General features: G+C 74.2%; 22 protein-coding genes. 13 read left to right on the top strand and 9 right to left on the bottom strand.

Going from position 1 to position 25,271, the window contains the following annotated elements; genetic code table 11:
- Nucleotides 1-29: 29 nt before the first annotated feature.
- Nucleotides 30-674: an HAD hydrolase-like protein gene (locus ACR80Q_RS02935; RefSeq protein WP_435376071.1), complete on the bottom strand. Its 645-nt coding sequence runs from the start codon at nt 672-674 to the stop codon at nt 30-32.
- A gap of 272 nt (nt 675-946) precedes the next feature.
- Nucleotides 947-2,746 (bottom strand): endo-1,4-beta-xylanase, encoded by a 1,800-nt coding sequence (locus ACR80Q_RS02930; protein ID WP_435376070.1) that lies wholly within the window; start codon nt 2,744-2,746, stop codon nt 947-949.
- Nucleotides 2,747-3,342: 596 nt separating this feature from the next.
- Between ACR80Q_RS02930 and ACR80Q_RS02925 the strand changes: the two genes are divergently transcribed.
- The 3 genes from ACR80Q_RS02925 (at nt 3,343) to ACR80Q_RS02915 (ending at nt 6,599) form a co-directional block, all read left to right on the top strand.
- The gene (locus ACR80Q_RS02925) at nt 3,343-4,566 is read left to right on the top strand and encodes a cysteine desulfurase-like protein (protein WP_435376069.1); all 1,224 of its coding nucleotides are present in this window, start codon (nt 3,343-3,345) and stop codon (nt 4,564-4,566) included.
- A 175-nt stretch (nt 4,567-4,741) separates the two neighbouring features.
- The gene (locus ACR80Q_RS02920; protein WP_435376068.1) at nt 4,742-5,629 is read left to right on the top strand and encodes an ATP-binding protein; all 888 of its coding nucleotides are present in this window, start codon (nt 4,742-4,744) and stop codon (nt 5,627-5,629) included.
- Nucleotides 5,630-5,687: 58 nt separating this feature from the next.
- A complete protein-coding gene (locus ACR80Q_RS02915; RefSeq protein WP_435376067.1) occupies nt 5,688-6,599 on the top strand; it encodes a 2-hydroxyacid dehydrogenase in 912 nt (303 codons plus the stop codon).
- Nucleotides 6,600-6,770: 171 nt separating this feature from the next.
- On the opposite strand, the gene ACR80Q_RS02910 is transcribed toward ACR80Q_RS02915, so the two are convergent.
- Nucleotides 6,771-7,379 (bottom strand): YdeI/OmpD-associated family protein, encoded by a 609-nt coding sequence (locus ACR80Q_RS02910; RefSeq protein WP_435376065.1) that lies wholly within the window; start codon nt 7,377-7,379, stop codon nt 6,771-6,773.
- A gap of 85 nt (nt 7,380-7,464) precedes the next feature.
- Here ACR80Q_RS02910 and ACR80Q_RS02905 point away from each other — a divergent pair, with 85 nt between their 5' ends.
- Nucleotides 7,465-8,040, top strand: coding sequence for a GNAT family N-acetyltransferase (locus ACR80Q_RS02905; RefSeq protein ID WP_435376064.1), 576 nt, complete (start codon nt 7,465-7,467; stop codon nt 8,038-8,040).
- A 93-nt stretch (nt 8,041-8,133) separates the two neighbouring features.
- Nucleotides 8,134-8,724: an AMIN-like domain-containing (lipo)protein gene (locus ACR80Q_RS02900; RefSeq protein WP_435376063.1), complete on the top strand. Its 591-nt coding sequence runs from the start codon at nt 8,134-8,136 to the stop codon at nt 8,722-8,724.
- Between the two features lie 16 nt (nt 8,725-8,740).
- Here ACR80Q_RS02900 and ACR80Q_RS02895 read toward each other — a convergent pair whose 3' ends face one another.
- Nucleotides 8,741-9,985 carry a glycoside hydrolase family 3 N-terminal domain-containing protein gene (locus ACR80Q_RS02895; RefSeq protein WP_435376062.1) on the bottom strand — a complete coding sequence of 415 codons (1,245 nt, stop codon included), beginning with the start codon at nt 9,983-9,985 and terminating at the stop codon, nt 8,741-8,743.
- A gap of 219 nt (nt 9,986-10,204) precedes the next feature.
- Here ACR80Q_RS02895 and ACR80Q_RS02890 point away from each other — a divergent pair, with 219 nt between their 5' ends.
- The gene (locus ACR80Q_RS02890; RefSeq protein ID WP_435376061.1) at nt 10,205-13,690 is read left to right on the top strand and encodes a phosphodiester glycosidase family protein; all 3,486 of its coding nucleotides are present in this window, start codon (nt 10,205-10,207) and stop codon (nt 13,688-13,690) included.
- Between the two features lie 120 nt (nt 13,691-13,810).
- On the top strand, nt 13,811-15,259 hold the full coding sequence (locus ACR80Q_RS02885; RefSeq protein WP_435376060.1) for a DUF2252 domain-containing protein: 1,449 nt from the start codon (nt 13,811-13,813) through the stop codon (nt 15,257-15,259).
- Between the two features lie 46 nt (nt 15,260-15,305).
- Here the strand turns inward: ACR80Q_RS02885 and ACR80Q_RS02880 are convergent, their stop codons facing one another.
- The 4 genes from ACR80Q_RS02880 to ACR80Q_RS02865 form a co-directional block, all read right to left on the bottom strand.
- Complete coding sequence (locus ACR80Q_RS02880; protein ID WP_435376059.1) at nt 15,306-15,755, bottom strand: hypothetical protein; 450 nt, start codon at nt 15,753-15,755, stop codon at nt 15,306-15,308.
- 299 nt (nt 15,756-16,054) lie between these two features.
- Entirely contained in the window at nt 16,055-16,918 is an 864-nt protein-coding gene (locus ACR80Q_RS02875) for a DUF4190 domain-containing protein (protein WP_435376058.1), read from the bottom strand.
- A 211-nt stretch (nt 16,919-17,129) separates the two neighbouring features.
- On the bottom strand, nt 17,130-17,810 hold the full coding sequence (locus tag ACR80Q_RS02870) for a uracil-DNA glycosylase family protein (RefSeq protein WP_435376057.1): 681 nt from the start codon (nt 17,808-17,810) through the stop codon (nt 17,130-17,132).
- A complete protein-coding gene (locus ACR80Q_RS02865) occupies nt 17,810-19,252 on the bottom strand; it encodes an FAD-binding oxidoreductase (RefSeq protein WP_435376056.1) in 1,443 nt (480 codons plus the stop codon). The genes ACR80Q_RS02870 and ACR80Q_RS02865 overlap by 1 nt, the downstream gene beginning before the upstream one ends.
- A 284-nt stretch (nt 19,253-19,536) precedes the next feature.
- On the opposite strand from ACR80Q_RS02865, the gene ACR80Q_RS02860 reads away from it, so the two are divergent.
- From ACR80Q_RS02860 to ACR80Q_RS02840, 5 genes are all read left to right on the top strand, one after another.
- Nucleotides 19,537-20,106, top strand: coding sequence for a DUF6318 family protein (locus ACR80Q_RS02860; RefSeq protein WP_435376055.1), 570 nt, complete (start codon nt 19,537-19,539; stop codon nt 20,104-20,106).
- 149 nt (nt 20,107-20,255) lie between these two features.
- Nucleotides 20,256-21,038: a PKD domain-containing protein gene (locus tag ACR80Q_RS02855; RefSeq protein ID WP_435376053.1), complete on the top strand. Its 783-nt coding sequence runs from the start codon at nt 20,256-20,258 to the stop codon at nt 21,036-21,038.
- A gap of 54 nt (nt 21,039-21,092) precedes the next feature.
- Nucleotides 21,093-22,274: an NAD(P)/FAD-dependent oxidoreductase gene (locus ACR80Q_RS02850; protein ID WP_435376051.1), complete on the top strand. Its 1,182-nt coding sequence runs from the start codon at nt 21,093-21,095 to the stop codon at nt 22,272-22,274.
- 34 nt (nt 22,275-22,308) lie between these two features.
- The gene (locus tag ACR80Q_RS02845) at nt 22,309-23,061 is read left to right on the top strand and encodes a hypothetical protein (protein WP_435376050.1); all 753 of its coding nucleotides are present in this window, start codon (nt 22,309-22,311) and stop codon (nt 23,059-23,061) included.
- 95 nt (nt 23,062-23,156) lie between these two features.
- Nucleotides 23,157-23,540, top strand: a complete 384-nt coding sequence (locus ACR80Q_RS02840) for a hypothetical protein (RefSeq protein ID WP_435376049.1) — start codon at nt 23,157-23,159, stop codon at nt 23,538-23,540.
- 69 nt (nt 23,541-23,609) lie between these two features.
- Here the strand turns inward: ACR80Q_RS02840 and ACR80Q_RS02835 are convergent, their stop codons facing one another.
- Nucleotides 23,610-24,188: an NADPH-dependent FMN reductase gene (locus ACR80Q_RS02835; RefSeq protein WP_435376048.1), complete on the bottom strand. Its 579-nt coding sequence runs from the start codon at nt 24,186-24,188 to the stop codon at nt 23,610-23,612.
- A gap of 132 nt (nt 24,189-24,320) precedes the next feature.
- Here ACR80Q_RS02835 and ACR80Q_RS02830 point away from each other — a divergent pair, with 132 nt between their 5' ends.
- On the top strand, nt 24,321-25,139 hold the full coding sequence (locus tag ACR80Q_RS02830; RefSeq protein WP_435376047.1) for a carbon-nitrogen hydrolase family protein: 819 nt from the start codon (nt 24,321-24,323) through the stop codon (nt 25,137-25,139).
- Nucleotides 25,140-25,271 lie beyond the last annotated feature (132 nt).

Here is a 25,271-nt window from a genome sequence, read left to right as displayed (position 1 = left end):
CCGGCACACGGAGCGTCTGCCTGCTCACCTCACCCCAGCAGGGCCACCCGCAGCTCCTCCGGGGACGAGAGGACCCGCTCGACCCCGGCGGCCTCCAGCTCGCCGGGCTCGGCGTAGCCCCAGCCCACGCCGAGGCAGCGCAGGCCGTGCTCGGCGGAGCCTTCGACGTCGTGCACCCGGTCCCCGACCATGACCGGCAGGTCCGCGCCCGTGGGGTGGCCGAGCCGCCGTAGCGCCTCTCCGACGACCGACGCCTTCGTGGGTCGCTCCCCCGTCATCGTGTCGCCCACGATCTCGGTGAACAGCTCGGTCCAGCCGTGCTGGGTGAGGATGCTGCGGGCGAACGGTTCGGCCTTGCTGGTCGCCACCGTCATGGTCACGCCCGCGGCGGACAGGGCGTGCAGCAGCTCCGCGATGCCCTCGTAGGGCGTGCCGTCGGCGTAGCCGCCGTCGCCGTAGATCCGGCGGTACACCGGAAGCACCGCCGCGGTGCCGGCGTCGCCGACGATCGCGGGCAGCGAGCGGTACAGCGGCGGGCCGAGCAGGTGCGTCCCGACGGCGGCGTCCGGCACGTCGAGCCCGACCTCCTCGATGGCGCGACGCAGCGAGCCGAGGATCCCGGGGGCGGAGTCGACGAGGGTGCCGTCGAGGTCGAGCAGCACATGGGTGAGCACGACGACCATCATCGCGGTCGCCGCGTCGGACCCCGTTCCCGCGGGCGTCCGCGAGCCGATCGACCGTCGCGCGCATCCGCACCAGGAACGCCGGCGACGCTCATGGCCGAGGCTCGCCCGAGGCGACGCCGGTCGAGCAGGGCGTTAGCCAGGTCCGTGCAGGCGACTCGCACCGCGTCCCAGGTCGCCCGCTGACCAGTCACGCACGAGGTCCCCGCCGGGAGGAGGAGCGTGCATGCTCCTGTCCCGGCGGGGACCTCGGTGGTGACGGGCTACCGGGGCGCGAGCGCCGCGATGGCGTCGAGCAGGGCGGCGTTGGCCGCGTTGACGTCGGCCTGGGTGCCACCGCGGGCCATGATCCGCTCCGCCTGGCCCAGGGCCACCCGCACCGCGGCGATGCTGCGGCCGGTGTAGGCGTAGCCGCGCAGGTTCAGCGCGTCGACCGAGTCGATGGTCTCTCCGAGGGTCGACGTGTCGGTCACCGGCTGCGCCAGACCGAGCCAGCCCTCCGGGTCGGCCGTGGCCGCCGCGCCGAGCTTCTCCGAGAAGTCGCTGTTGAAGATCAGCGGGTTGTGGGTGGACCGCCAGCTCAGCTGGTCGGTCAGACCCCAGAACGTCACCCGGTCGATGTCCTGGCTGTACTTCTTGTACACGGCGAAGTACTCGGCGAACCGCTGCGCCTGGATGGCCTCGAGCTCGGCGCGGTTGTCGATCTTTCCGACCCAGTAGGTGAACGGCTCGCGCGAGATCCGGTCCTTGACCGACGGGTCGGTCAGGTCGCGGTAGCTGGCCCGGCTGTCGCCCTCGGGCTGGCCGTTGTAGGCCTCCCAGACCTGCAGGTCGAGCTCGCTGATGTTGGCGGTGAACCCCGCCTCGACGATCAGCTGGATGGACCGCTCGACCGACGCGACGTCCGAGCACGCGCCGGGCTGCCACTCCTCGGCGTCGTCGTCGACCAGCTCGGGCAGCCGGGTCGTGTCCGAGCAGGCGAACGCCGGGGTCTGGTTGATGTAGTTGTGCGACTGCATGCCGAGCGACTCGACGAGCTGCCGGGGGTCGTCCGGGTGCTCCGCGGCGTACCGCTCGTTGAGCTCGGTGGCCATGGTGATGATGGCCTGCGCCTTGCCCTCGGACTGGAACACGTTGAAGTCGTTGTACTCGAGCTTCGCCTCCGGGCCGTGCTCCCGGGCCAGGACGAAGGCGTCGTAGATGAAGTCGCCCGGGCTCTCCCCGGCCGCGGCGTCCGTGCCGTTGGCGTAGGCGGAGTACCAGTTGGACTGACCACCCCGCGGACCGCCGCGCAGGTAGTCGCGCCAGTCCTCGGTCGCGGGGTCGAACTCGGAGATCTCGTCGACGAACGCCTCGTTGACGACGTCCCACGACGTGATGCGGCCGCTGAAGTGGTCCAGCACGGACTCGACGTAGCGCTCCATGTTGGCCTCGGCCAGGTCACGGGTGCCGCCGGTCGCGCCGGTGTTGAGCCGCGGCGGGGACTGGCTGTGCCAGACCAGCACGTGCCCGTGCACCTTCATGCCGCGGGCCAGGGTCTGGTTCACGAAGCTGTCGGCGTTGCCGAAGGTGAACCGGAACTCGCCCGTCGTGGGGTTGATGTTGTTGTTGGGCAGCAGCTGGTCCGGCTTCATGTTGTTCTCGGCCGTCATGATGTTGTAGTGCCGGGCGACCGTGCTGGAGTTCGGCGAGCCGGCCGCGTAGGTGGCGTTGCCGGAGTAGATGTTGCCCACGTCGAAGTAGTCGCTGTAGGCGTCCTTCAGCGAGGCCATCTGCGGCCGGAACGTGGTGTCGAGGACGACGTCGCCCTCGGGCATCGTGAACGAGCCGACCCGGGCGCCGATCCAGTCGAGCTCGGTCGACGTCCAGCCGCCCCACACCTGGCCGGCCGCGGGCGTCGCCGTCAGGCTGACCGTGTCGCCGGCCTCGTAGCTGCCCTCACCCGAGACGGACCCGCTCCCGGTGACGGTGATGTCGACGTCGAAGGTCTCCTCGACGGTGGTGCTGTAGGCGGGTGCGCCCAGGCCGACCACTGCGACGGCGGCCGCCAGGCCGGCGCCCACCCACCGCCTCAGGCGGGGCTGACCTGCGAGCGGTGCTGTCGATGGTGGGGCTCCGTGCTCCAGCGTGTGACGAGACATCGTCATCCCTTCCGCGTCCTGATCGACTTAGGTGACCTGGCGGGCAGGGAGTCACGACCCCGTGCTCATCGCTTCCCGCACCGCACGTGGACCCCGCACCGGTCCCCGCCCGTCGTCGGCGACGACCAGGGGTTCCACCGGTTCGATAACGTTTTACATCGTGGGCCGACGTCAACGTAGGTCGGCGGTCAGGGCCTCGTCAAGGGTCATCACCGCGGTCATGACTGCGAGCGGTCGGGCCCGGCGGGTGCCCGCCGTGGGTCCCCCACCGGGCCGTCGCCGGGCCGTCGCCGGGAGTGTCGACCGCATCATGGACATCCGTCCGACTCGAACGACCGTCCGAGAACGCGACGATGCGCCGTCGAGGACGCAGACCGACGGTTGCTGCGGTGGCGGCAGGCCGCCCACGGCGCACGTGCCGCATCTCGTACACGCGATCGAGTCGAACAACCGGTCAAGATCGAGGGTGCCCGCGCGGGACCGGCCCCGCCCCTCCACGCTCGGGCAGGATCAGTGGCGTGAGCACCCCGGAGCCGACCACCCACACCCTCGACGTCGCCGCGCTGCGCCGGCACTTCCCACAGCTGACGGACGGCACGGCGTTCTTCGACGGACCGGGTGGCACGCAGACCCCCGACGTGGTCGCCGACGCCATCCGGGACGCCCTGCTCGCACCGCTGGCCAACCGGGGCACCGTCACGACGGCCGCCCGCAACGCCGACGACCTCACCCGCGCGGGGCGCGCCGCCGTCGCCGACCTGCTGGGCGTGGCCCCGTCGACGGTGGTGTTCGGTCGCAGCGCCACCGAGCTGACGTTCCAGCTCGCCCGGACGCTGGCCCGCAGCTGGGGCCCCGGTGACGAGGTCGTCGTCACCCGGCTCGACCACGACGCCAACATCCGGCCCTGGGTGCTGGCCGCGGAGGCCGTCGGCGCCACCGTCCGGTGGGCCCCGTTCGACCCCGCCACCGGTGAGCTGCACGCCGACGAGGTCGCCGCTCTCGTCACCGAGCGCACCCGCCTGGTCGCGGTGACCGGCGCGTCCAACCTGGTCGGCACCCGGCCCGACCTGCCTGCCGTCGCCGCCACCGCCCACGCGGTCGGTGCGCTGGTCCACGTGGACGGCGTCCACCTGGTCGCGCACTCCCCCGTCGACGTCGGGGCCCTCGGGGCCGACACGTTCACGTGCTCGCCGTACAAGTTCATGGGCCCCCACCTGGGTGTGCTGGCCGGTCGCGCGGACCTGCTGGAGCAGCTGCGTCCCGACAAGCTCGCCCCCAGCTCCGACGACGTGCCGGAGCGCTTCGAGCTGGGCACGCTGCCCTACGAGCTGATCGCCGGGACGACCGCGGCCGTCGACCTGATCGCCGGGCTCGCACCTGCCGCCGCCGACCTCGACCGCCGCGCCCGCCTCGTGGCGTCGATGACCGTGGTCGAGCAGCACGAGGACCGCCTGCGGGAGCGGATCGAGGGAGGGCTGGCCGACCTGGGGCTCACCGTCCGGTCCCGCGCGGTCAGCCGCACCCCCACCCTGCTGTGCACGTCGTCGGACCGGCCCGCCGCCGACCTGATGCACGCGCTGGCCGCGGCCGGCGTGAACGCCCCGGCCGGTCACTTCTACGCCCTCGAGGCCAGCCGCTGGCTCGGTCTGGGCGACGACGGCGGCCTGCGGATCGGCGTCGCACCGTACACCGACGACCAGGACGTCGACCGGCTGCTGACGGCGCTCGCCGCCGCGGTGTGAGCGGCGGTCCAGCCTCGCGGGGCTCGACTCCCGCGCTCGGCGCGCGAGACCTCGGCTGACCGGCCGACGCCCGGGCGGGGCCGGGCCGGCGGGAACGGGCGATCCGGCGCGCGCCGACCGCACCGCGACTACGGTGTGCGGGCGCCGTGCTGGACCGGGTCGGGAAGGAGGCATCGTGCTGGACGTCTCGCTCGACCTGCTGCCCGAACCCGGTGCCGCCGGGACGGCACGCCGATGGGCCAGCGAAGCGCTCGCGGCCTCCGTCGGCCGGGACGCCACCGACACGGTCGAGCTGGTCCTCACCGAGCTCGTCCAGAACGCGGTGTTCCACGCCAACACCCCGATGACCGCCACGCTGCGCGTCGACCGGTCCGGTGTGTGCGTGGCCGTGGCCGACGGCTCGGCCGTGCTGCCCTCATCCGGGCTCACGGACGCAGCGGCCATGTCCGGTCGGGGCCTGCTGATGGTCGGGGCGGTGGCCACCGACTGGGGCGCCGACGCCCGTCCCGGCGGCAAGGTGGTCTGGGCGGTCGTCCCGGCCCATCCGGCCGACCAGGCGGACACGGACGTCACCGTCGGCGAGCTGCTGGACCGGTGGTCGAACGACGGGCCCACCCCGCTGCAGCGTGACGACCGCGCACCGCTCGTCGTCCGTGGCCTGCCGACCAGCACGATGCTCGCCGTGAAGACGCACAACGACGACGTCTTCCGCGAGCTCACCCTGTGCGCCATGGCCGGCGACGACCTGCACCGCGGTCCGGCCGGCGACGTGGGAGGCCTGGCGGAACGGGCCCGGGTGGTGCTCGCGTCGTTCGCCGACGGCCGCCAGCAGGTCCGCAACCAGGTGCTGTCCGCCGTCCAGGCCGGCGCCGGGACCTTCGACCTCACCCTCGCGGTGGACGACCGCGCCCTCGCCGTCCTCGCTGACTACCTCGACATCCTCGAACGGGCCGACGAGTGGTCGGCCCGCGGCATGCTGCTGAGCGAGCCTGCGGACCCCGAGGTCCTCGCCGTGAGACGCGACTACCTGACCCGGTTGCTCGCCCAGCTCCCCGACCGCTGAGGTGGGCGGGCCGGACCGCGGCGTGCCCGGCTGACCAGCGGGGCCTAGCGTCCTCGTCATGGCTGACACCGTCATCGTCTTCACCCGGCGGGGCCTGGACGAGTTGTCCGGGGTCGACGGGCTGGAACCCGTCCTGGTCGACGCGTCCGACCGGAGCAGCTGGCCCGGGCAGGCCCGCGCCGTCGTCGCCGCGGGCGCATCGACCGGGGGCGTGCTCGACGTGGTCGAGGCCGTCGAGGGCGTCGAGGTGGTGCAGACGCTGTCGGCCGGGGTCGAGGCGTGGCTGGGCCGGGTGCCCGAGGGCGTGTCGTTGGTCAACGGTCGCGGCGCCCACGGCGGTTCGACCGCCGAGTGGGCCGTCACGGTGCTGCTGGCGTTGCGCCGCGGCATCCCGGGCTTCGTCCGCCAGCAGGACCGCCACGACTGGTCCGAGGTCGGCTCGCCGGGGCTGCAGGACGCGCACGTGGTCGTCGTCGGTGCGGGCGACCTGGGCGAGCAGACCCGGCGCCGCCTGGACGGGTTCGGCTGCACGGTGACGCTGGTCGCGCGCACCGCTCGGGACGGCGTCCACGGGATCGACGACCTGCCCGACCTGCTGCCCACCGCGGACGCCGTGGTGCTGGTCGTGCCGCTCACCGAGGCGACCCGGGGGCTGGTGGACGCCGCGTTCCTGGCCCGGATGAAGGACGGCGCCGCCCTGGTCAACGCCGCCCGCGGCCCGGTCGTCGACACCGACGCCCTGCTTGCCGAGCTGCAGCAGGGCCGCCTCGTCGCGGGGCTGGACGTCACCGACCCGGAACCGCTGCCGGCCGACCACCCCCTGTGGGACGCACCGGGCCTGCTGCTGACCCCGCACGTGGGTGGGCACACCGTCGGCTCGGACGAGCGCGCCTGGGCGGTCGCCCGGGAGCAGCTGCAGATGCTCGCCCGCGGGGAGCAGCCGAGCAACACCGTGGGCACCGACTACTGACGCCGACGTCTCCCCGGATCGGACGGTCGACCGACCCGAACGGTCGACCGACTCGGACGGTCGACCGACTTGGACGCTCGACCGACTTGGACGCTCGACCGACTTGGACGCTCGACCGACTTGGACGCTCGGTCGACCCGGCGGCCTCCGGCCCGGCGACGGCGGCCCGCCTCAGCCCCCTGACCCTGGCCCGGCCCCCTTGCGCGGGTAGGCCGTCTCGCCCCGCGCGAGCCTCGCGACGTCCTGCTCGATCCGCCGGGCGCGGGTCTCCGGCTTGGCGGCCGTGGTGACCCGGAACAGCACCGCGTACCGGTTCTGCGCGTCCAGGGAGTCGAACAGCGCCTGGGCGGCGGGCTCGGCCGCGAGCGCCGCGGCCAGGTCGTCGGGCACCTGGATGCTGGCCGGCCCGGCGTAGGCCGCGTCCCACCGCCCGTCGGCCTTGGCCCGCTCGACCTCGGCCAGGCCGTTGGGCTGCATCCGACCGGCCGCGACCAGGTCGGCCACGTACCCGACGTTGCGCCTGGACCACAGGCTGCGGGCCCGACGCGGCGTGAACCGCTGCCGGTACACGGCGTCGTCGATGCTCTTGGCCTGCCCGTCGATCCACCCCTGGCACAGCGCCTCCTGCAGCGCCTGGGCGTAGGTCAGGCTCGTCGGGGTGGTCGTGCCCTTCTTGGCCAGCACCAGCCACACCCCGGTCTGCTCGTGGACGTGCTCGGCGAGCCACGCCCGCCAGGCCTCGACGTCGGGGACCACCAGCTCCTGCGCCTGCTCCGCCACGTCGGGATCGTGCCACCGGGGGCCGACAACCGACCTCCTCCCGCCGGACGACCGCGCTGTCGGACCCCCCGGGCAGGCTCCTGCGATGACCTGGCAGACGCACCCCGTCACACCGGACCGGTTCGAGGACTTCGCGGACGTGGTCAACCCGAACCGGCGCGCGACGCACTGCTGGTGCCTGTCCCACCGGCTCGGCCAGCCGCAGATCGCCGAGCTCGGCGGTGGCGACCGGGAGCAGGCGATGCGCCGGCTCTGCGAGCGGGAGCACCCGCCCGGGGTCGTCACCTACCGCGACGGCGTGCCCGTCGGCTGGGCCAGCATCAGCCCGAGGGCCGAGATCCCCCGCCTCGTCGGCAGCCGGCTCATCCGCCCCGTCGACGACGTGCCCGTGTGGTCGGTCATCTGCGTCGTGGTCCGCAGCGGGTACCGCCGGCAAGGGGTCAGCACGGCCCTGCTGGAGGGGGCGGTCGCCTACGCGGGCGAGCACGGCGCCCCCGCGGTCGAGGCCCACCCGGTCGACCCGCCGGGCCGGATGGACACGACCATGGCGTTCGTCGGCACCCGCGCCATGTTCGAGCGGGTCGGGTTCTCGGTCGTGGGCCGGACCGAGGCCGTCGCGTCGCGGCTGCCGCGGCTCGTCATGCGCCGCACGCTCGGGTGATCAGACGCGTATCAGGAACCCCCTCCGACGCGTCCTGGGGTTCCCGGCACCGCCCGGTACCCGTGACGGCGCCCCGAGACCTGAGGAGCCGTCATGGACCGACCCCGGAACCGCCGTCCCCGCACCCGGCGGGCGCTCGTCCCCCTGCTCGCCACCCTGGCCCTGCTGCTGCCGGTGCTGCTCGCGCCCACGTCCGCGCAGGCCGCGCCCTACTGCGGCATCAGGTGGGGCTCGTTGGCCAAGTCGTCCTCCGCCACGGTCAACGCCCCCGCCCCGCCCGGGCACCTCGTGGGGGTCCGCTCCGGGCGGCACGGCTGCTACGACCGGCTGGTGCTGGACGTGGACGGCGAGATGTACGGCTACGACGTCCGGTACGTGTCGGCGGTCCGCCAGGACGGCTCGGGCTTCGTCGTCCCCACCGCGGGCGGCGCCCGGCTGCAGGTGGTGCTGCGGGCCCCCGCCTACGACGACCGAGGCCGGTCCACCTACACCCCGACCAACCCGGCGAGGTTGACCGACGTGCGCGGGTACTCCACGTTCCGGCAGGTCACCTGGGCCGGCTCGTTCGAGGGGCAGACGACCGTCGGGCTGGGCGTGCGGGCGCGGCTGCCGTTCCGGGTCCTCACCCTCGCCGGTCCCGGGGACACCTCGCGGCTGGTGGTGGACGTCGCCCACCGGTGGTGAGACGGGCCCCCCCGGCTCAGCAGCCCTTGGCCCGCAGCACGGCCCCGGCGGCCGAGACCACCCGGTCCTCGTCCAGGCGGCCCTCGGCCACCTCCACCTCCAGCTCGTCCAGCAGGTCGCCCAGGTCCTCGGGCGCGACGAGCAGGGCCATGTCCGCCCCGGCCTGCAGGGCCCGGCGCGCCGCCTCCAGCTGACCGAAGCCGTCCCGCACCGCCCGCATGTTGCTCAGGTCGTCCGTCACGACCAGACCCTCGAAGCCCACCTCGCCCCGCAGCGCGTCGTACACCGCGGGGTCCAGCGAGGACGGCACGTCCGGCGACGACGACAGCCCCGGGACGTCCAGGTGGCCGACCATCACGGCCACCTCGCCCTCCTCCGGCAGCACCCGGTACGGGACGACGTCCCGCTCCAGCAGCTCCGACCACGGCGGTGTCGTCACCCGGCTGACGTGGGAGTCGCCGTCGGCCCGGCCGTGCCCCGGGAAGTGCTTGAGGGTCGGGAGGACGCCCGCCGCCCGCAGCCCGTCGGCGAAGGCCCCGGCGTCGGCCGCGACGTCGTCGGCGGACTCCGCGAACGCCCGGTCCCCGATGACCTCACCGTCCGCCTGCCCGCCCAGGTCCACCACGGGGGCGAAGTCCACGGTGACGCCGACGTCGGCCAGCGCCCGGCCCCGCTCCTCGGCCAGGGCCCGCACCTGCGGCGGCGTCAGCACACCCAGCTCCTTCGCGCTGGGCAGGTCACCGGCCAGCGCGTCCAGGCGCTGCACCCGGCCGCCCTCGTCGTCGACGGCCACCAGCGGCGCGGTCGGGGGCTCCCCGAGGTCCAGCAGGACCCCGGAGGTGAACACGGTGGTGCTCTCACCGCGGACGAACACCCCACCGACGGGTTCGTCCCCCGCCACGAGCGACCGCACGTCGTCGTCCGAGCCGCCGTCGACGCCCAGGAAGAGGGTCTGCGCCAGCTGCTGGCGCAGGCTGAGCGCGGCGGCGGACGGGCACGGCGGCGGGGGCGCCGGCCCCGCCTCGGCGGCCGCGTCGGAGGCCTCCGCCATCGGCTGGTCGAGCGTCCCCACGGGGAGGGGGTCCTGCGTCCGCGGCCCGGGGTCCACCCCGAGCGGCAGCGGGACCGATGACACGTCCTCCTCAGGGCCGGGGCGGCCGCACGCGGACGGCACCGTCATGACCCCGACGACCAGGAGCGCACCGACGACGCGGCGGAGCGCTGCGGTGGCGCGACCGCGCGTCGGGGCTGCGTCGTCCATCGGCAGGCAGCATGTCAGTCCCGGCGCCACCCCGCAGACGGATCGCGTCCTGGACGTCAGCTGCTCCGCCGGCGACCCGCGACCCGCGACCCGCGACCCGAGGCCAGTGACCGGCAACCGGCGACCAGTGACCGGGGCCCCAGACCGTCACCCGCCGCTCCCGGGCCGTTGGGTCCCCGTTCACCACCCCGACACCGGCCGCGGCCACCGTGACGACACGTGACCACACCCCCCAGACCACGTGCCCTCGCGGCCGGCGCCGCGCTGCTGGCCCTGCCGCTCGCCCTCGGGACGTCGCTGCCCGCGTGGGCCGCGAACCCCGGCCCGACCACCGCGGAGCAGCGGAGCGCGGCCGGCTCCGACACCGGCGAGCCGCTCACCCAGGTGGAGCGCCTCGCCGGCGACCGCCTGACCGTCAGCAGCAGCTCGACCGACGTGGCGCCCGGGGTGGAGCGGACCTCGGCCCGCTTCCTCGACGCGCGGGGCTGGCTCGACGTGGACCTGCTGAGGGTGGACCTGGCCGGCGGCGCCAACGACCTGCAGCTGCTCACCCCGGAGTTCGTGGCCGACACGGCGACCGTGCCCGAGATGGCCGCCGGCACCGGCAGCGTGGCCGCGATCAACGGCGACTTCTTCCACATCAGCGGCTCGGGCGCGGCCCTGGGCGGCGAGGTCCGTGACGGCGAGGTCCGCAAGGGCCCCGACCCGGGCCGCACCAACCACGCCGGGTTGACCACCGACGGCCTGGGCTCGCTGGCCAGCCTGGTCCTCGCGGGAACCGTGACCGCGGGCGGCACGGAGCACCCGCTGGCGGGGCTCAACCAGCAGGGCCTGGCCGCCGGGGTCGCCGTCTACACGCCCGAGTGGGGCGACGTGGCCGACCTGACCTACGCCGTGGGCGGGCAGACGGCCACCTTCGTCGCGGTCACCGGCACCCCGACCGCGGGCACCGTCGCCTCGGTCACCACCGACCTGGCCTCGACCACCATCCCCGAGGACGGCTACCTGCTGCTGGGCCGCGGCGCCACCGCCGCCCCGCTGGCCGCGCTGCAGCCCGGCGACCCCGTCGGCTACGCCCTGGACCTGCGCGGCGACGCGCAGATGCGGGTCGCGCTGGCCGGCGGCGACGTCCTGGTCCGCGACGGCGTCGTGCCCAGCACCCTCAACGACGTCGACCTGGCCCCCCGCACGGCCATCGGGTTCGGCGACGACGGCGAGACGATGTACCTGCTGGTCATCGACGGTCGGCAGTCGGACTCCCGCGGCACCACCATCCGCGAGACCGGCGAGGTCCTGCGCGACGCGGGCGCCGAGGACGGTCTCAACCTGGACGGCGGCGGGTCGAGCACGATGCTCGCGCGCTCGGCCGGCGACGCCGAGCCGACGCTGGTCAACGACCCGTCCGACGGCGGCCTGCGGGCCGACGCCAACGGCCTGGGCCTGACCACCGCCCCGGGCAGCGGGCGGCCCGTCGGGATCCGCATCGCCCCCCTCGACGCCGTCACGCCGGGCACGGCCGACGACGTGGTCGGCCTGTCCGACGGCCTCGACCGGGTGTTCCCCGGCCTGACCCGGCGGCTGTCGGGCACCCCCCACGACGAGACGTTCGGCCCGGCCCCGGCCGCGGTGCGCTGGACCAGCGACCGCACCCAGACCGCGTCGGTCCGTCAGGACGCCGACGGCGACGCGCTCGTCACCGGTCGCCGTACCGGCACCACCCAGGTCGTCGCCACCGCGGGCCGCGGCACCGGCGCCGTCCGGGCGACCAGCGAGGTCCGTGTCCTGGGCCGGCTGCAGCGCCTCGCCGTCGAGCCCGCCACCGTGGCGCTGGAGGACGCGGGCGCCTCGACCCGCATGGTCGTCGTCGGCTTCGACGCCGACGGGTTCCGCGCCCCGGTCGACCCGATGGACGTCGAGGTCACCGCGGCCGACGACGTCGTCGACGTGACCGCCGACGGGGTCGGCTACACCGTCACCGCGACCACGGGGGGCGAGGCGACCGTGCTGACGGTCCGCGTCGGTGACGTCGTCACCTACGTCCCCGTCACCACCGGGCTGGCCACGCTCGACGTCGAGGACTTCGCGTTCGGCGGCGGCGTGGGCGGTTGGTACGCCAGCGAGGTCGGCGCCCCCGGCCCGCGCCTGAGCAGCACCACCGGACGCGACGGCACCGCCGCGAGCGCGCTGCGGCTGGACTACGACTTCAGCGGCACCCGCTCCACCCGCGCCGCCTACATGAACACCCCGGGCCTGGCCCTGCCGCTGCCCGGGGAGCCCCGACGGATCCGCATGAGCGTCGACGGCGACGGGCGCGGCGCCTGGTTCCGGGCCGTCGTCCGCGACGCGGCCGGCACCACCTACACCGTCAACCTCACCGAGCAGGCCTCCGGTGTCAGCTGGACCGGGTGGCGCACCGTCAGCGCCGCGATCCCGGCCGGCGTGCAGTACCCGCTGACCCTGCGGCAGGTGTACCCGGTGGAGACCGTGGGCGCCGAGCGGTACACCGGCAGCCTGGCGATCGACGACCTGGCCGTCGACGTCGCGCAGTCGGTCGACGTGCCCGCCACCGAGCAGGTGCAGGACCGCATCGTGCTGGGCAGCGAGGACGCGGGCGCCGACTCGTTCGACTCCGTCGTCGCCGGCGAGGACCACGACGACCGGTGGACGTTCGCCGTCATGAACGACGCCCAGTTCACCGCGGCCGGCGCCGCGGGGACCGTCGTGCGCGACACCCGCCGGGTGCTGCGCGAGATCGTCGCCGCCGACCCGGAGTTCCTCGTCATCAACGGCGACTTCGTCGACACGTCCTACCCGGCCGACTTCGCCCTGGCGAAGCGGATCCTGGAGGAGGAGGTGGGCGACGCGTTCCCCGTGCACTACTCCCCCGGCAACCACGAGGTGCTGGGCACCAGCCGGATCGACGAGTTCGTGGACGCGTTCGGCGAGACCCGCCGCACCTTCGACCACGAGGGCACCCGGTTCGTGCTGCTCAACAGCGCGTTCGGCACGCTGCGCGGCTCGGACTACCAGCAGCTGGTGGACCTGCGCGCCTCGCTCGACGACGCCGTCACCGACCCGTCGGTGGACCACGTGGTCGTCATGTCCCACCACCCGGTCGACGACCCCGGCCCGGCCAAGAACAGCCAGCTGGCCGACCGGCTCGAGGCCGCGATGCTGCAGCAGTGGCTGGCCGAGTTCGAGGCCGACTCCGGCAAGGACGCCGCGTACGTGGCCGGGCACGCGGGCACGTTCGACGCCACCCGCGCCGACGGCTCGGAGTACCTGGTGGTCGGTAACACCGCCAAGGACGCCTCGACCGCGCCCGGCGACGGCGGGTTCACCGGCTGGGTGGAGCTGGGCGTCGACCGCGACGCCACCGACTGGCTGCTCGCCGACGTCAACCCCGTGACCGACTCGATGGCCTCTGTCGGGGACGGCCAGGTCGTGGTGGGGACGTCGGACGAGCTGCGGGCGACGCTCACGCAGCCGGGCGGGCGCGTGGTCCCGGTGGGCTGGCCGATGAGCGTGTCGTGGGCCGGTGACGACGTCCACGTCGTGCGCGACGGTGAGCGCGTCCCGCGCCGCGCGGTGGCCAGCTACGACCCGGCGACGGGTGAGCTGGTCGGGCTGCGGGCCGGCACCGGGACGCTGACCGTGCGCACCGGCACGGGTGAGCTGCAGATCCCGGTGAGCGTCACCGGCTGAGGCCACGGGACGCGAGCAGGGGCCGGTGCGGGCGGACGACCGCACCGGCCTCTGCTGCGTCGGCGGAAGGGCCGCGGGGCCGATCCCCGGGCCCGGGCGACGGGCGGCTACGGTGCGCGGGTGGAAGGTGCCCCGGGCGACCGACGCAGGAACGGCTCGACCGCGCCCACCCCCGTCGTCCACGCCGACGCCCCCGCGCAGCCGTACCTGACGCTGCGGGACCGCCCCACGCCGCGGGCCGAGCGGCTGGCCATGGGCAAGGCGCTGCGCGGGACCGTCAAGCGGTCCGCGCTGGGCGACTGGGAGGCCACGGCCGGCCGGTTCGACCCCGTCGACCTGGTGCAGCGTTCCCACGTGGGGCGGGAGGAGTGGCTGGTCCCGGTCCGGGTCGGGCGAATGATCGCCTCGCCCTACGGGTTCCTGCGCGGCAGCGCGGTCGTCATGGCCGCCGACTGCGCCGGGCTGCCCGCCACCGGGATCACCCCCGTCATCTGCGGTGACTCCCACGTCGGCAACTTCGGCTTCTACGGCTCGCCCGAGCGGGAGCTGGTGCTCGACCTCAACGACTTCGACGAGGCGCACCCCGGGCCGTGGGAGTGGGACCTGCGACGGCTGTGCGCCAGCATCTGGGTCGCCGGGCGGCAGAACGGCCACTCCGAGGACGACTGCGAGACGGCGGTCGCCTCGGCGTCGGCGGCCTACCGGGAGCAGGTGCGTCACCTGGCCGACGAGCCGCTGATGTCCCGCTCGTTCCAGAGCCTGGACCTCGAGCGGCTGCTGGCCTCCACCAGCGACCCCGAGCTGCGCGCCGCCATCGAGAAGGCCGCGGGGCGCGCCCGCACCAAGACCAGCGACCGCGCGCTGCCCCGGTTCACCGAGAAGCACCTCGGGGGGCGGCGCATCGTCGAGGAGCACCCGCTCATCACCCGGCTCGACGCCGCCCACGCCGAGGCCCTGGCGATCGGGCTCGACGAGTACCTCACCACCCTGGCGCCGCACTGGCGTCGGCTGCTGGGCGGGTACACCGTGCTGGACATGGCCCACAAGGTCGTCGGGGTCGGCAGCGTCGGCCTGCGCGCGTACGTGGCGCTGTGCGAGGGCAGCAGCCCGGACGACGTGCTGTTCCTGCAGCTCAAGCAGGCCCGCCGCTCCGTCGTCGCCCCGTTCGTGCACGGCGACTCCGCGTGGCACGACCACCAGGGTCAGCGCGTCGTGGAGTACCAGCAGGCGCTGCAGACGGTGAGCGACCCGCTGCTCGGCTGGACCACGGTCGAGGGCCGGCAGTTCTACGTCCGCCAGTTCCGCAACATGAAGGGCACCCTGGCCCTGGACGACATCGGGGCGACGGCGTTCGCGGACTACGTGGGCATCTGCGGCGGGTTGCTGGCCAAGGGGCACGCCCGCACCAGCGGCGCGTCCATGATCGCCGGCTACGTGGGCAAGGGCGAGGTGCTCGACCGCGCGATGTGCCGCTTCGCGCACGCCTACGCCGAGCAGACCGAGCGTGACCACGCCGCGCTGGAGACGGCCGTGCGCCGCGGGCGGGTCGCGGCGGAGCGCGGGGTCTGAGGGACCGACCGCGGACGGTGGTCACCTCAGGCCGCGCGAGCCGCCCTCACGGCCGCAGCTCCAGGCTCTGCACCAGGGCCGATCCCTGGTCGTCGTCGAACCTGTCGTCCTGCGTGGCGTACACGCTCACCTCGGCCCGGCCCTCCGGCAGCTCCCGGGTCGCCCGGAGCAGCCGACCGTCGGTCGTCTCGGCGTCCGGTCGCGGCGTCCAGCCCTGCTGCTCGAGCACCTCGGCCACGACGTCGAGGAGCTCCTCGGTGTCCCCGACCGCGGCGTAGACCACCCCCACCGCGGGGTAGACCGGCTTGCCCAACGCCTCGCCGCCTGCCCGTTCGGTGCGTCGGACCTCTGACAGGGACTGCTGGAGCAGAGGGTCCACGGCGCGCAGATCGGCCACGGTCTCCGAACGGAGGGCCTGCAGACCGGGCTCTCCACCGCAGCCCGCGCTCAGCAGCACCACCGCCGCGAGCAGGGACATCAGTGCTCGACGGGCCACCTCGACCACGCTACGCCTGCTCGGGACGACGCACGGGCGCGGCCTGGGCCGACCGTCGGGCGGTTCAGCGACCAGCGACCAGCGACCACCCGAGGCCCGCACGATCTGCTCCTCGAAGTCCGGTGTCGTGATGCGGGCAGCACCACCCGTTCCGGCCGCCGCAGGACGGCGAGCCAGCCGTCGAGACCCCTCGCACGTCAGCGGTCGGCCCAGCGGACGAACTGCCCGGCCCGGACGTGCGGAGGGCCCGTGACAGGTGCGTCACGGGCCCTCCGCGGATCAGCGGTGCTCAGGTGTGCTCAGCGGAGCGTCACCACGGCCTTGTCGAACGACAGGAAGCCGGGCGACAGCTCGAGGCGCTCCAGCAGCGTGTCCGCCGGGACGTCGAACACGACGGTCGCCTCGATCGTGTTGCCGGGGTTGATCTCCTCGAGGAACGCGTCGTTGTCCTCCAGGTAGATGGTGGCCTCGCTGTCGGAGCCGTACTCGGTGTCACCGATGTAGCCCGTGACGTTCGAGCTGTCGAAGAACAGGGGCTCGTTCCCGCCGTTGGCGACGGTGACGCCGAACAGGCAGAAGACGCCCTGCGCCTCGGTCTCCAGGAACTCCTGGCCGACCGTCGTCTCGCCGCAGTCCTCGCTGGTGACCGTGAACGTCACCCCGTCGACCGTGGCGGGCTCGCCCAGGGCGACCGCGGTGGCGACGCCCTCGTCGGCGGCCTCGTCCTCGACGACCTCGTCCTCGGCCGGGGCGGCGACGTCGGCCGGGGCCTCCGCCTCGACCGAGGCCTCGATCTCGGCGATGTCGGCGTCGAGCTCCTCGGAGATCGCGTCCAGCTCCGTCGACGCGTTGCTGGCGGCGCCGGCGATGGCCACGATGACGACGACGGCGATGATCCCGGCGATGACCGAGATGATGGCGCCGGCGATCGCGAGGCCCCGACCGTTGCGCTTGCCCCGGCCGGTACGGCTGATCCCGACGAGGCTCAGCACGAGCCCGATCGGCCAGAACAGGAACGCGAAGACCAGGCCGAGGATGGACACGACGTCGGTCCCCTGCGGTGCCGGGGGCTGGCCGGGGTGGTTCTGGGTGCCGACGGGGGCGCCGTAGGCACCGTCGGGCGTGTCACCGAGCTGGGGGCTCGGCGGGTACTGGTTGGACATGGGTCTCCTGACCTCGTGACGCTGGACAACTGGTGCGAGTCAACCGGCACGGAGGGTCACGATCGGCGCGAACGGCCCCGACCCACCCCTTCGGACACACCTTCCCCACCGATCGGAGGACCCCCGGGTCGTCCCGGCTCCCTCCAGGTGCCCGGGCCCTGTCGGCGACCAGAGCCAGGTCGCGGGTCTCGCCGTCGGCCCGTCGTCGGTGTCAGCGCCCGCCGAGGGCGCGGGCGATCTGCTCCTCGAAGTCCGGCGTCGTGATCCTGGCCATCTGCCCCGGGCTGGGGGCGACCCGCACGTCGACCCCCGGGAGCGTCCTCTCGACCTGGCGGCGGAACTCCCGTGCCGTGGCCCCGAGCAGCACGACGCGCTCCGGGCGCCGCAGGACAGCGAGCCAGCCGTCGAGGACGGGTCGGGCGGCGGCACGCCCCAGGCCGAGGCCGGCCGGCCAGGGCGTCGCGTTCCACTCCACGACCTCGGACCGCGGCAGGCCGGCCTCGCGAGCGAGCCGCCACATCCGGGTCGCGATCCCGTCGGTGTTGTCGGGCGAGACGATCCCGCTGCCGCCGTTGACGCCCATCAGGCAGGGGAACGGGCCCGCGTGCAGCACGACGACGCGGGCGCCGGCCCCACCGGAGACCGGGTCGACGTGGGGCAGGTGGTCAGCGGCGGAGCGGACGCCCGCCCGGCCCATCGTCTCGAGCGTGGCCGCGCGCCAGCCGTCGAACGCGGCGACGTGCGGCGCCGAGAGCGCCGCCTGCTTGCGCCGGACGACCTCCCGGTCCTCGTGGGAGCGGTCGTGGGTGAACGGCGCGTCACCCACGAGGGCGCGGAGGTCCGCGTCGGTGACGAACCCCTCGGCCGTCGACCGCGACCCGGGCGTCGGCATCAGGCCCACACCTTGCCGGGGTTCATGATCCCGTGGGGGTCGAGGGCGTCCTTGACCGCCCGCTGCAGGGCGAGCACCTCGGCCGGGAGCTCGGCGGTGAGCCCGTGACGCTTGAGCAGCCCGACGCCGTGCTCGCCGGTGACCGTGCCACCCAGCTGGAGGGCGTCGGCCATCACCTGGTCGAACGCGGCCTGACCCCGCGCCTGGGCGGGCTCGTCACCAGCCGGGACGACGATGAGCGGGTGCAGGTTGCCGTCCCCGGCGTGGGCGAGGGTGGCGATGACGAGGTCGTGCTCCTGCGCGGCGGCCCGCACCCGGGCCAGCATCTGCGGCAGGGCCGCCAGCGGCACGCAGACGTCCTCGGTGAGGACCGGCCCCAGTCGTTCGACGGCCTGGTAGCCCAGCCGACGCGCCTCGAACAGCGCCTCGGCCTCGGCCTCGTCCCCGGAGCGGTCGGCCCAGGTCGCCCCCGCGGCCTCGAACGCCCGGAGCACGAGGTCGGCCTCCTCGTCGCCCCTCGCCCCGGCGGAGTCGGTGCGCGCCAGCAGCACGGTGTCGGCCTCGGTGGACAGCCCCATCGCCTTCCAGGCGTCGAGGGCGACCAGGCAGGCGTGGTCCATCAGCTCCATCGCCGACGGCACCACCCCCGCGGCGGCGACGGCCGCGACGGCCTCGCCCGCGGTGACCGCGGAGTCGAAGTAGCCGACGACGGTGTGCTCGACGGGCCGGGCCGGGCGCAGCCGCAGCGTCACCTCGGTGATCACGCCGAGCGTGCCCTCGGACCCGACGAACAGCGAGGTCAGGTCCATCCCCGCGACGCCCTTGGCGGTCCGCCGGCCGAGCCGGACCAGCTCGCCCGTCCCGGTGACGACCTGCAGGCCGAGGACGTAGTCGCCCGTGACGCCGTACTTGACGCAGCAGAGGCCGCCGGCGTCCGTGGCCACGTTGCCGCCGACGGTCGACCAGGACGCGCTGGCCGGGTCCGGCGGGTACCAGAGCCCGTGCTCGGCGACGGCTGCGCGCAGGTCCGCGTTGACGACGCCGGGCTCCACGACGGCCAACCGCTCGAGGGTGTCGACCTCCCGCACCGCCGTCATCCGCTCGGTGCTCAGCACGACCCCGCCTGCCACCGAGTTGGCGCCGCCGGCCAGGCCGGAGCCGGCTCCGCGCGGCACCACCGGAGCGCCGTGGCGCAGGCAGGCGCGGACGACGTCACGGACCTGCTCGGCCGTCCCCGGTCGGACCACGGCGACCGGAGACCAGCACTGCGCCCAGGCCGCCTGGTCCCGGCGGTAGCGCTCGGTCGACACCGAGTCGGTGAGGACGTGCTCGGGCCCCACGGCCGCCCGCAGGTCCTCGACCAGGTCCGTCTCCCCTCGCCGGTCGGCCGGTCCCGCGCCGGCCCGGACCCCTCCCTGTGCCCTCCGCTCACCCACCGTCATGCGGTCCTGACTACCAGACCGGCCGGACGCAACCTCGCTCAGGTGCGTCGAGCACCCGGGCCTCGGCACCGACGGAGACAGCCCAGCGAGTCGACACACGAACTGGGACGGTTGATCGAGTCGGTCAGCTGTCCAAGAACCGTCGTCGCTTCTCGGGCCGGACCCCCTCCTGCTGGGCCGAGAAGTTGTCCACAAGGTCTTGCCGCCGGACATGACTTGTTGCCTAGACTCGCGCCGTGCGGGGGACGAACCAGGCATCACGCGTGTGGGGTGCAGCGGCGGGGGTGGCGCTGCTGCTGATGTCGAGCGCGTGCGCCGGCGAGGCCGACGACGACCCGACGGGGCCCAGCTTCGTCCCGGTCCCGTCGACGGCCGAGCCCGAACCCAGCGACCCGCCGAGCGCCGACCCCAGCCCGGATGCCACGGCGACAGCCGAGGCCCTGGTCGCGCCCGAGCTCCCGGCCGTCGCCACCGAGGAGACCCCCGAAGGCGCCGCTGCCTTCGCCGAGTGGTGGTTCGAGACGCTGAACTACGCAACGGCGACCGGGGACACCGCGGAACTGCGCAACACATTCGTCGAGACCTGCGGAACCTGCGAAAGCTTCGCGACTCAGATTGAGAGCGCGTACGGCGCGGGGGGAGCTATTGACGGTGGTCGGATCGATGTCGAGGTGGATCGCCCCCCCGCCCTGGAGGAGGACGGGGTCGCGCTAGCGATGCAGGTTGACGCGAGCGCCGGTGAGGTTCTCGACCAGAACGGCGGAGTGATCACAGTTCTCGAGGGGGAGCAACTCGCTTCAGTTATGGCCGTGCTCTTCATTGATTCAGAGTGGGTCGTCGGGGGGATCCAATGAGACCGATAACCGCAGTTGCAGTCCTACTGCTCGCCTCGCTGGGAGTTGCGACGACTACCCCTGCCTCGGCGGCCCCGCCTGCAGGAGGGGGGCGCGAAGATCGTTTCTCTGGCCGACTATCCGGCGACTCGGCCGTGATCGGCGGCCTGATGAGGGAACTTGCAGGCGATCGCAGGTCAAGGCAGGTCGCATCGCACGATGCGCTTTCCGCCGGATCAGGAACATCCACCGGCCCCATCACCCTCGAGCGCTACGTCTACGCCTGCGGCGGCAACTCCTACGCCACCGACCCCGCGATCAACGTCCCCTGCGAGGAGTCCTTCCAGTTCTGCCCGCCGGGACCCGAGCAACCCCGCCAGTTCTTCCGGTACACCACCACCATCACCGGGATCGAGGCCGTCCCCGCCGCCGGGGCGCGCTGGACCCTCAACGGGGTCCTCTGCCTCCCCACGGCCGCCGGCGACCCGGCCGCGGCCGAGGCGGCACCGGTCCCCGTCGTCACGCTCGCGGACTTCCGCTCCCTGCCCCTGCCGGCCGGGCAGCCGACCATCCAGCCCGGCGGCGGCGAGGCCCTCATCCGGGCCCGCACCAACGTGTACGTCGAACCGGGCAGCACCGACGAGCAGACCTTCGACATCACCCTGCTCGGCACCCCCGTCACGGTCCGCGCCACCCCCGTCAGCTACACCTGGGACTTCGGCGACGGCAGCGACCCGCTGGTCACCGAGGACCCCGGCGCCCCCTACCCCGACCTCACCACCTGGCACGCGTACAGCGAGCCCGGCGACGTCGGCATCACGCTGACCACCACCTACACCGGGGCGTACTCGGTGGCCGGCGGCCCGTTCATCGACATCGCCGGCACGGCCGAGATCTCGAGCGAGCCCGTCGGGCTCGAGCTCATCAGCACCACGAACCGCCTCACCGGCTGACCGGATGGGCGATTCCCGTCAGGCGCCGCACCCGGGACGGGCACACTCCCCCTCGTGAGCCACCGGCCGGACCTGCCCCGCGGGGCCGACGTCGTCGTGATCGGGGGCGGGGTGATGGGGACGTCGGTCGCGTTCCACCTGGCCGAGGACGGCGCTGACGTCGTCCTGCTCGAACGCGACGAGCTAGGCTCGGGGTCCTCGGGCAAGCCGATCGGCGGGGTCCGGGCGCAGTTCAGCGATCCCCTCAACGTCGCCCTCGGCTCCCGCAGCCTGCGGGCCTACGAGGACTTCGGCCGCCGCCCCGGCGCGGACATCGGCCTGCAGCAGGTCGGCTACCTGTTCCTGCTGCCCACCGCGGCCGACGTGGACCTGTTCCGCGACAGCGTGGCCATGCAGAACGCCCAGGGCGTGCCGAGCCGGGTCATCGACCTGGCCGAGGCCCGCGCGCTGAACCCGTACGTCGCCCCCCATCGTTACCTGGCCGCGGCGTACTCCCCCGAGGACGGCTGGGCCTACCCCGGCGCGGTGGTCGCCGGCTACGCCGACGCGGCCCGACGGCTGGGCGCGGTCATCGCCACCGGCACCCCGGTGCGGGGCGTCACCGTCACCGACGGGCACGTGACGGGCGTCGCGACAGAGCGCGGGACCGTCACCACCGGCGCGGTCGTCTGCTGCGCGGGCGCCTGGTCCCGACAGCTCGGCGCGACCGCGGGCGTACACCTGCCGGTCGCGCCCGTCCGCCGCCAGATCGGGTTCACCGGCCCGTTCCGCCGTCCGCCCGGCACCGGACGAATGCCGTTCACCATCGACTTCGCCTCCACGTTCTACGTCCACGACGCCGGCACCGGGGCCGACGCGGACCTGCTCCTGGGCATCGCGGACCCCGCTCAGCCCGTCGGCTTCGACCGCGGCTACGACGAGTCCTGGCTGCCACTGCTGCGTGAGGCCGCGCGCGCCTGCGTCCCGGCCCTGGCCGACCTGCCCATCACCCGCGGCTGGGCCGGGCTGTACGAGATGACCCCCGACCACAACGCCCTGATCGGCGAGTCCACGCAGGTCAGCCGCTTCCTCTACGCCACGGGGTTCTCCGGACACGGTTTCCTGCAGGCCCCGGCGGTAGGCGAGGTGGTCCGCGACCTGCTGGCCGGTCGGCCCCCGGCCACCGACGTGACCGGCTTCAGCGCCGACCGGTTCGCGGCCGCCCCCGTGGTGCGCCGCGAGGCTACCATCATCTGAACCGGGGGTTGGCCCGGCCCGGGAGGGGTACCTCATGGACCTGATGACCGAGACCTCGACCTCCACCGCCGGCCCGACCGTCGACGAGCCGTCCTCCGCCCTGGTGCGCGAGTGGACCGCCTGCGCCCTGGTCCGCGCCGCCACCCGGTTCCTGCCCGTCCCGATCCTCGACGACGCCGTCGCCCTGCGGGCGACCAGGGTCGCGGTGTCCCGGACGCTGCGGGCCCACGGGCGCACCTACCCCGTCAGCGCCGTGGAGCCGTTGTGGACCGACCGCAGGGGCGGCCTGCTCCGCCGGGTGACCGCGGTCCCCCGCAAGGTCCTGCTGTTCCCGGTCCGCAAGTGGACCCGGTTGGCCGGCGCCGTCACCGGTGTCCCGAACGACATCAGCCGGGTCCTGCTCGTCGGCCGTGCCACCCACCGCCGCCTCGCCCTGGGCGAGCTGAGCTCCCCCGACCACCGGGTGCTGACCGCCGAGTCCGGCCGGGTCCGCGAGGCCTTCGAGACGGTCGTCGACGAGATGGACCTGCACCTGCTCCGCGGCGCCGTCAGCGACGCCCTCGACGGGGTCAAGGACCTCAGCGGAGCCGTGGCCGAGTACGCCCGCGAGCGCTTCGGCCCCGAGGGCACCGAGCGCGACGCCGACTCCGGCTCGACCGACACGCCCGAGCCCGCGCCCGTCACCGCCGGGGCCGACCAGGTCGAGGAGGTCCTGGCCCGACCCGAGGTCGTCCGCCTGCTCGCCGAGTTCGACCGCCGGATGGACTCCCGGCTGGGCCGTCCCTGAGGCGGTTCCGCCGCGTCGAGGACGTCGGCGTCCGGCGCTGGCAGCACGAGGTCGACGCCGGCGTCCGAGGCCGACCGGCGCTGGTCCTGCTGGACGTGGAGCCGTACGTGGCGGTGTGGCTCACCGGCCAGGACGAGGTGGACGCCGGCGTGGCACGGCTGTCGCGTCTGTGGGCCGACCAGGAGGTCCTGGTGGTGACCAACTCGCCGCGCGTGGTGTCCGAGCACGTCCTGCCGGGGACGTGGCGCCAGCGCAGCCGTGCCCGCAAGCCGTTCACCCGGCTCAGTGCCCCGCCCGGGTCGGTGGTGGTCGGCGACCAGCCCCTGCAGGACGGTCTGCTGGCCTGGCGCTACCGGGCCACCTTCGTCCGCGTGCCGCTGCCGCCGACCGCACCGTGGTGGGCCCGCACGACGCACCGGGTCTTCACCCCGCTGTCACGGCTCTGGCTCCGCCCGGCGGCCGCGCCCCGGCACCGATGACGACGGGGCCGTCCCCTGCACCGCCGCGAGGACGGTGGAGCGGACGGCCCCGACGTGCGGGCAGCGGTCTCAGGCGGCCTGGGCGGCGACCTCGGCGCGCAGGGGTGCGAGCGCCTCGGTCCAGCGGACGACCTGGTCGAGCATCCCGTGCAGGACCTGCACGTGGTAGTCGGCCGGCGTGAACTCGCTGTAGTTCTTGAAGTCGGTCATGAGCGACAGCGCGACCTGGCCGCGGACGTCGGCGACCTGCAGCTCGCCCATGATCAGACGCAGGTTCTCGACGGCGCGGACGCCACCGGCGCTGCCGTAGCCGACGAAGCCGGCGGCCTTGTTGTTCCACTCGGCGTAGACGAAGTCGATGGCGTTCTTGAGCGCGCCCGACGTGGCGTGGTTGTACTCCGGCGTGACGAACACGTAGCCGTCGTACGACGCGACGGCCTCGGCCCAGCGCTTGGTGTGCTCGTTGGCGTACTGGCCCATCGACGCCGGCACGGCCTCGTCGAGCATCGGGAGGTCGAACGCAGCCACGTCGAGGAGCTCGAAGGTGGCGTCGTCGCGGGTGGAGGCGATCTCCTGCACCCAGTGGGCGACGGCCTCCCCGTTGCGTCCGGGACGGGTACTTCCGACGACGATCGCGATCCTGGTCATGCTGCTCCTGCACCGGGCCCTGAGGGGCCCTGTTGGTTGAACGTTGAATCACGATGGTACGTGACGCCCCCGGGACCGGCAAAAGGGGCTCGGCCCGGGCCCACCCGGCCGGCGCTGACCTACCGTGTCGGCATGCGGGTCGCGTTGTGCCAGGTCGCCTCGACGTCGGACCCCGACCGGACGCTCCGGTTGGTGGCCGACGGCATCGCGGCGGCCGCGGCGGCCGGCGCCGACCTCGTCGTGTTCCCCGAGGCCACGATGGCCCGCTTCGGGACCCGACTGACCCGCGTCGCCGAGCCGCTGGACGGACCCTGGGCGGCCGAGGTCAGGCGGTTGGCCGGCCAGGCCGGGCTGGCGGTCGTGGTGGGGATGTTCACCCCCGGCGCCGACGACCGGGTGCGCAACACCCTGCTCGCGACGGGTCCCGGGTTGGACACCCACTACGACAAGGTCCACCTGTTCGACGCGTTCGGGCTGCGGGAGTCGGACACGGTCGAACCCGGAGGCCGCCTGGTGACCGTCGGCGTCGCGGGCGCCCGGGTCGGCCTGGCCACCTGCTACGACCTGCGCTTCCCCGCCCTGTTCACCGCGCTGGCCGACGCGGGCGCCCAGGTCGTCGTCGTCCCCGCGTCCTGGGGCGACGGACCGGGCAAGGCCGAGCAGTGGGACCTGCTGGTGCGCGCCCGGGCTCTGGACAGCACGTCCTTCGTGCTGGCCTGCGACCAGGCGGAACCGAGCACCGCGGGCCTTGAGCCCGTCGCCGGTGCCGCGGGCGGCATCGGGCGCAGCACGGTCGCGTCCCCGCTGGGTGAGGTGCGGGCCGAGCTGGGCGCCGAGCCGGGGATGCTCGTCGTCGACCTCGACCTGAAGGAGGTGACGGCGGTCCGCGACCGGCTGCCCGTGCTGCGTCATGCCCGCGAGGCCGCCGCCGACCGCCTTCGACACGCCTGACGCTGCCGCGCCTGCCGACTCCTGCCGGCCGCCTGCCGGCCGCCTGCCGTAGGTCGACTGGCGCCTGCCGCCAGCCGCACCCCCCGTTCTCGGTCAGCTGGCCGACTTGAAGATCGCGTCCCTCGATGTGGT

Source organism: Aquipuribacter aurantiacus (assembly GCF_051216895.1).
GTDB lineage: Bacteria > Actinomycetota > Actinomycetes > Actinomycetales > JBBAYJ01 > Aquipuribacter.
This window is presented reverse-complemented; position numbering and strand designations above follow the sequence as displayed.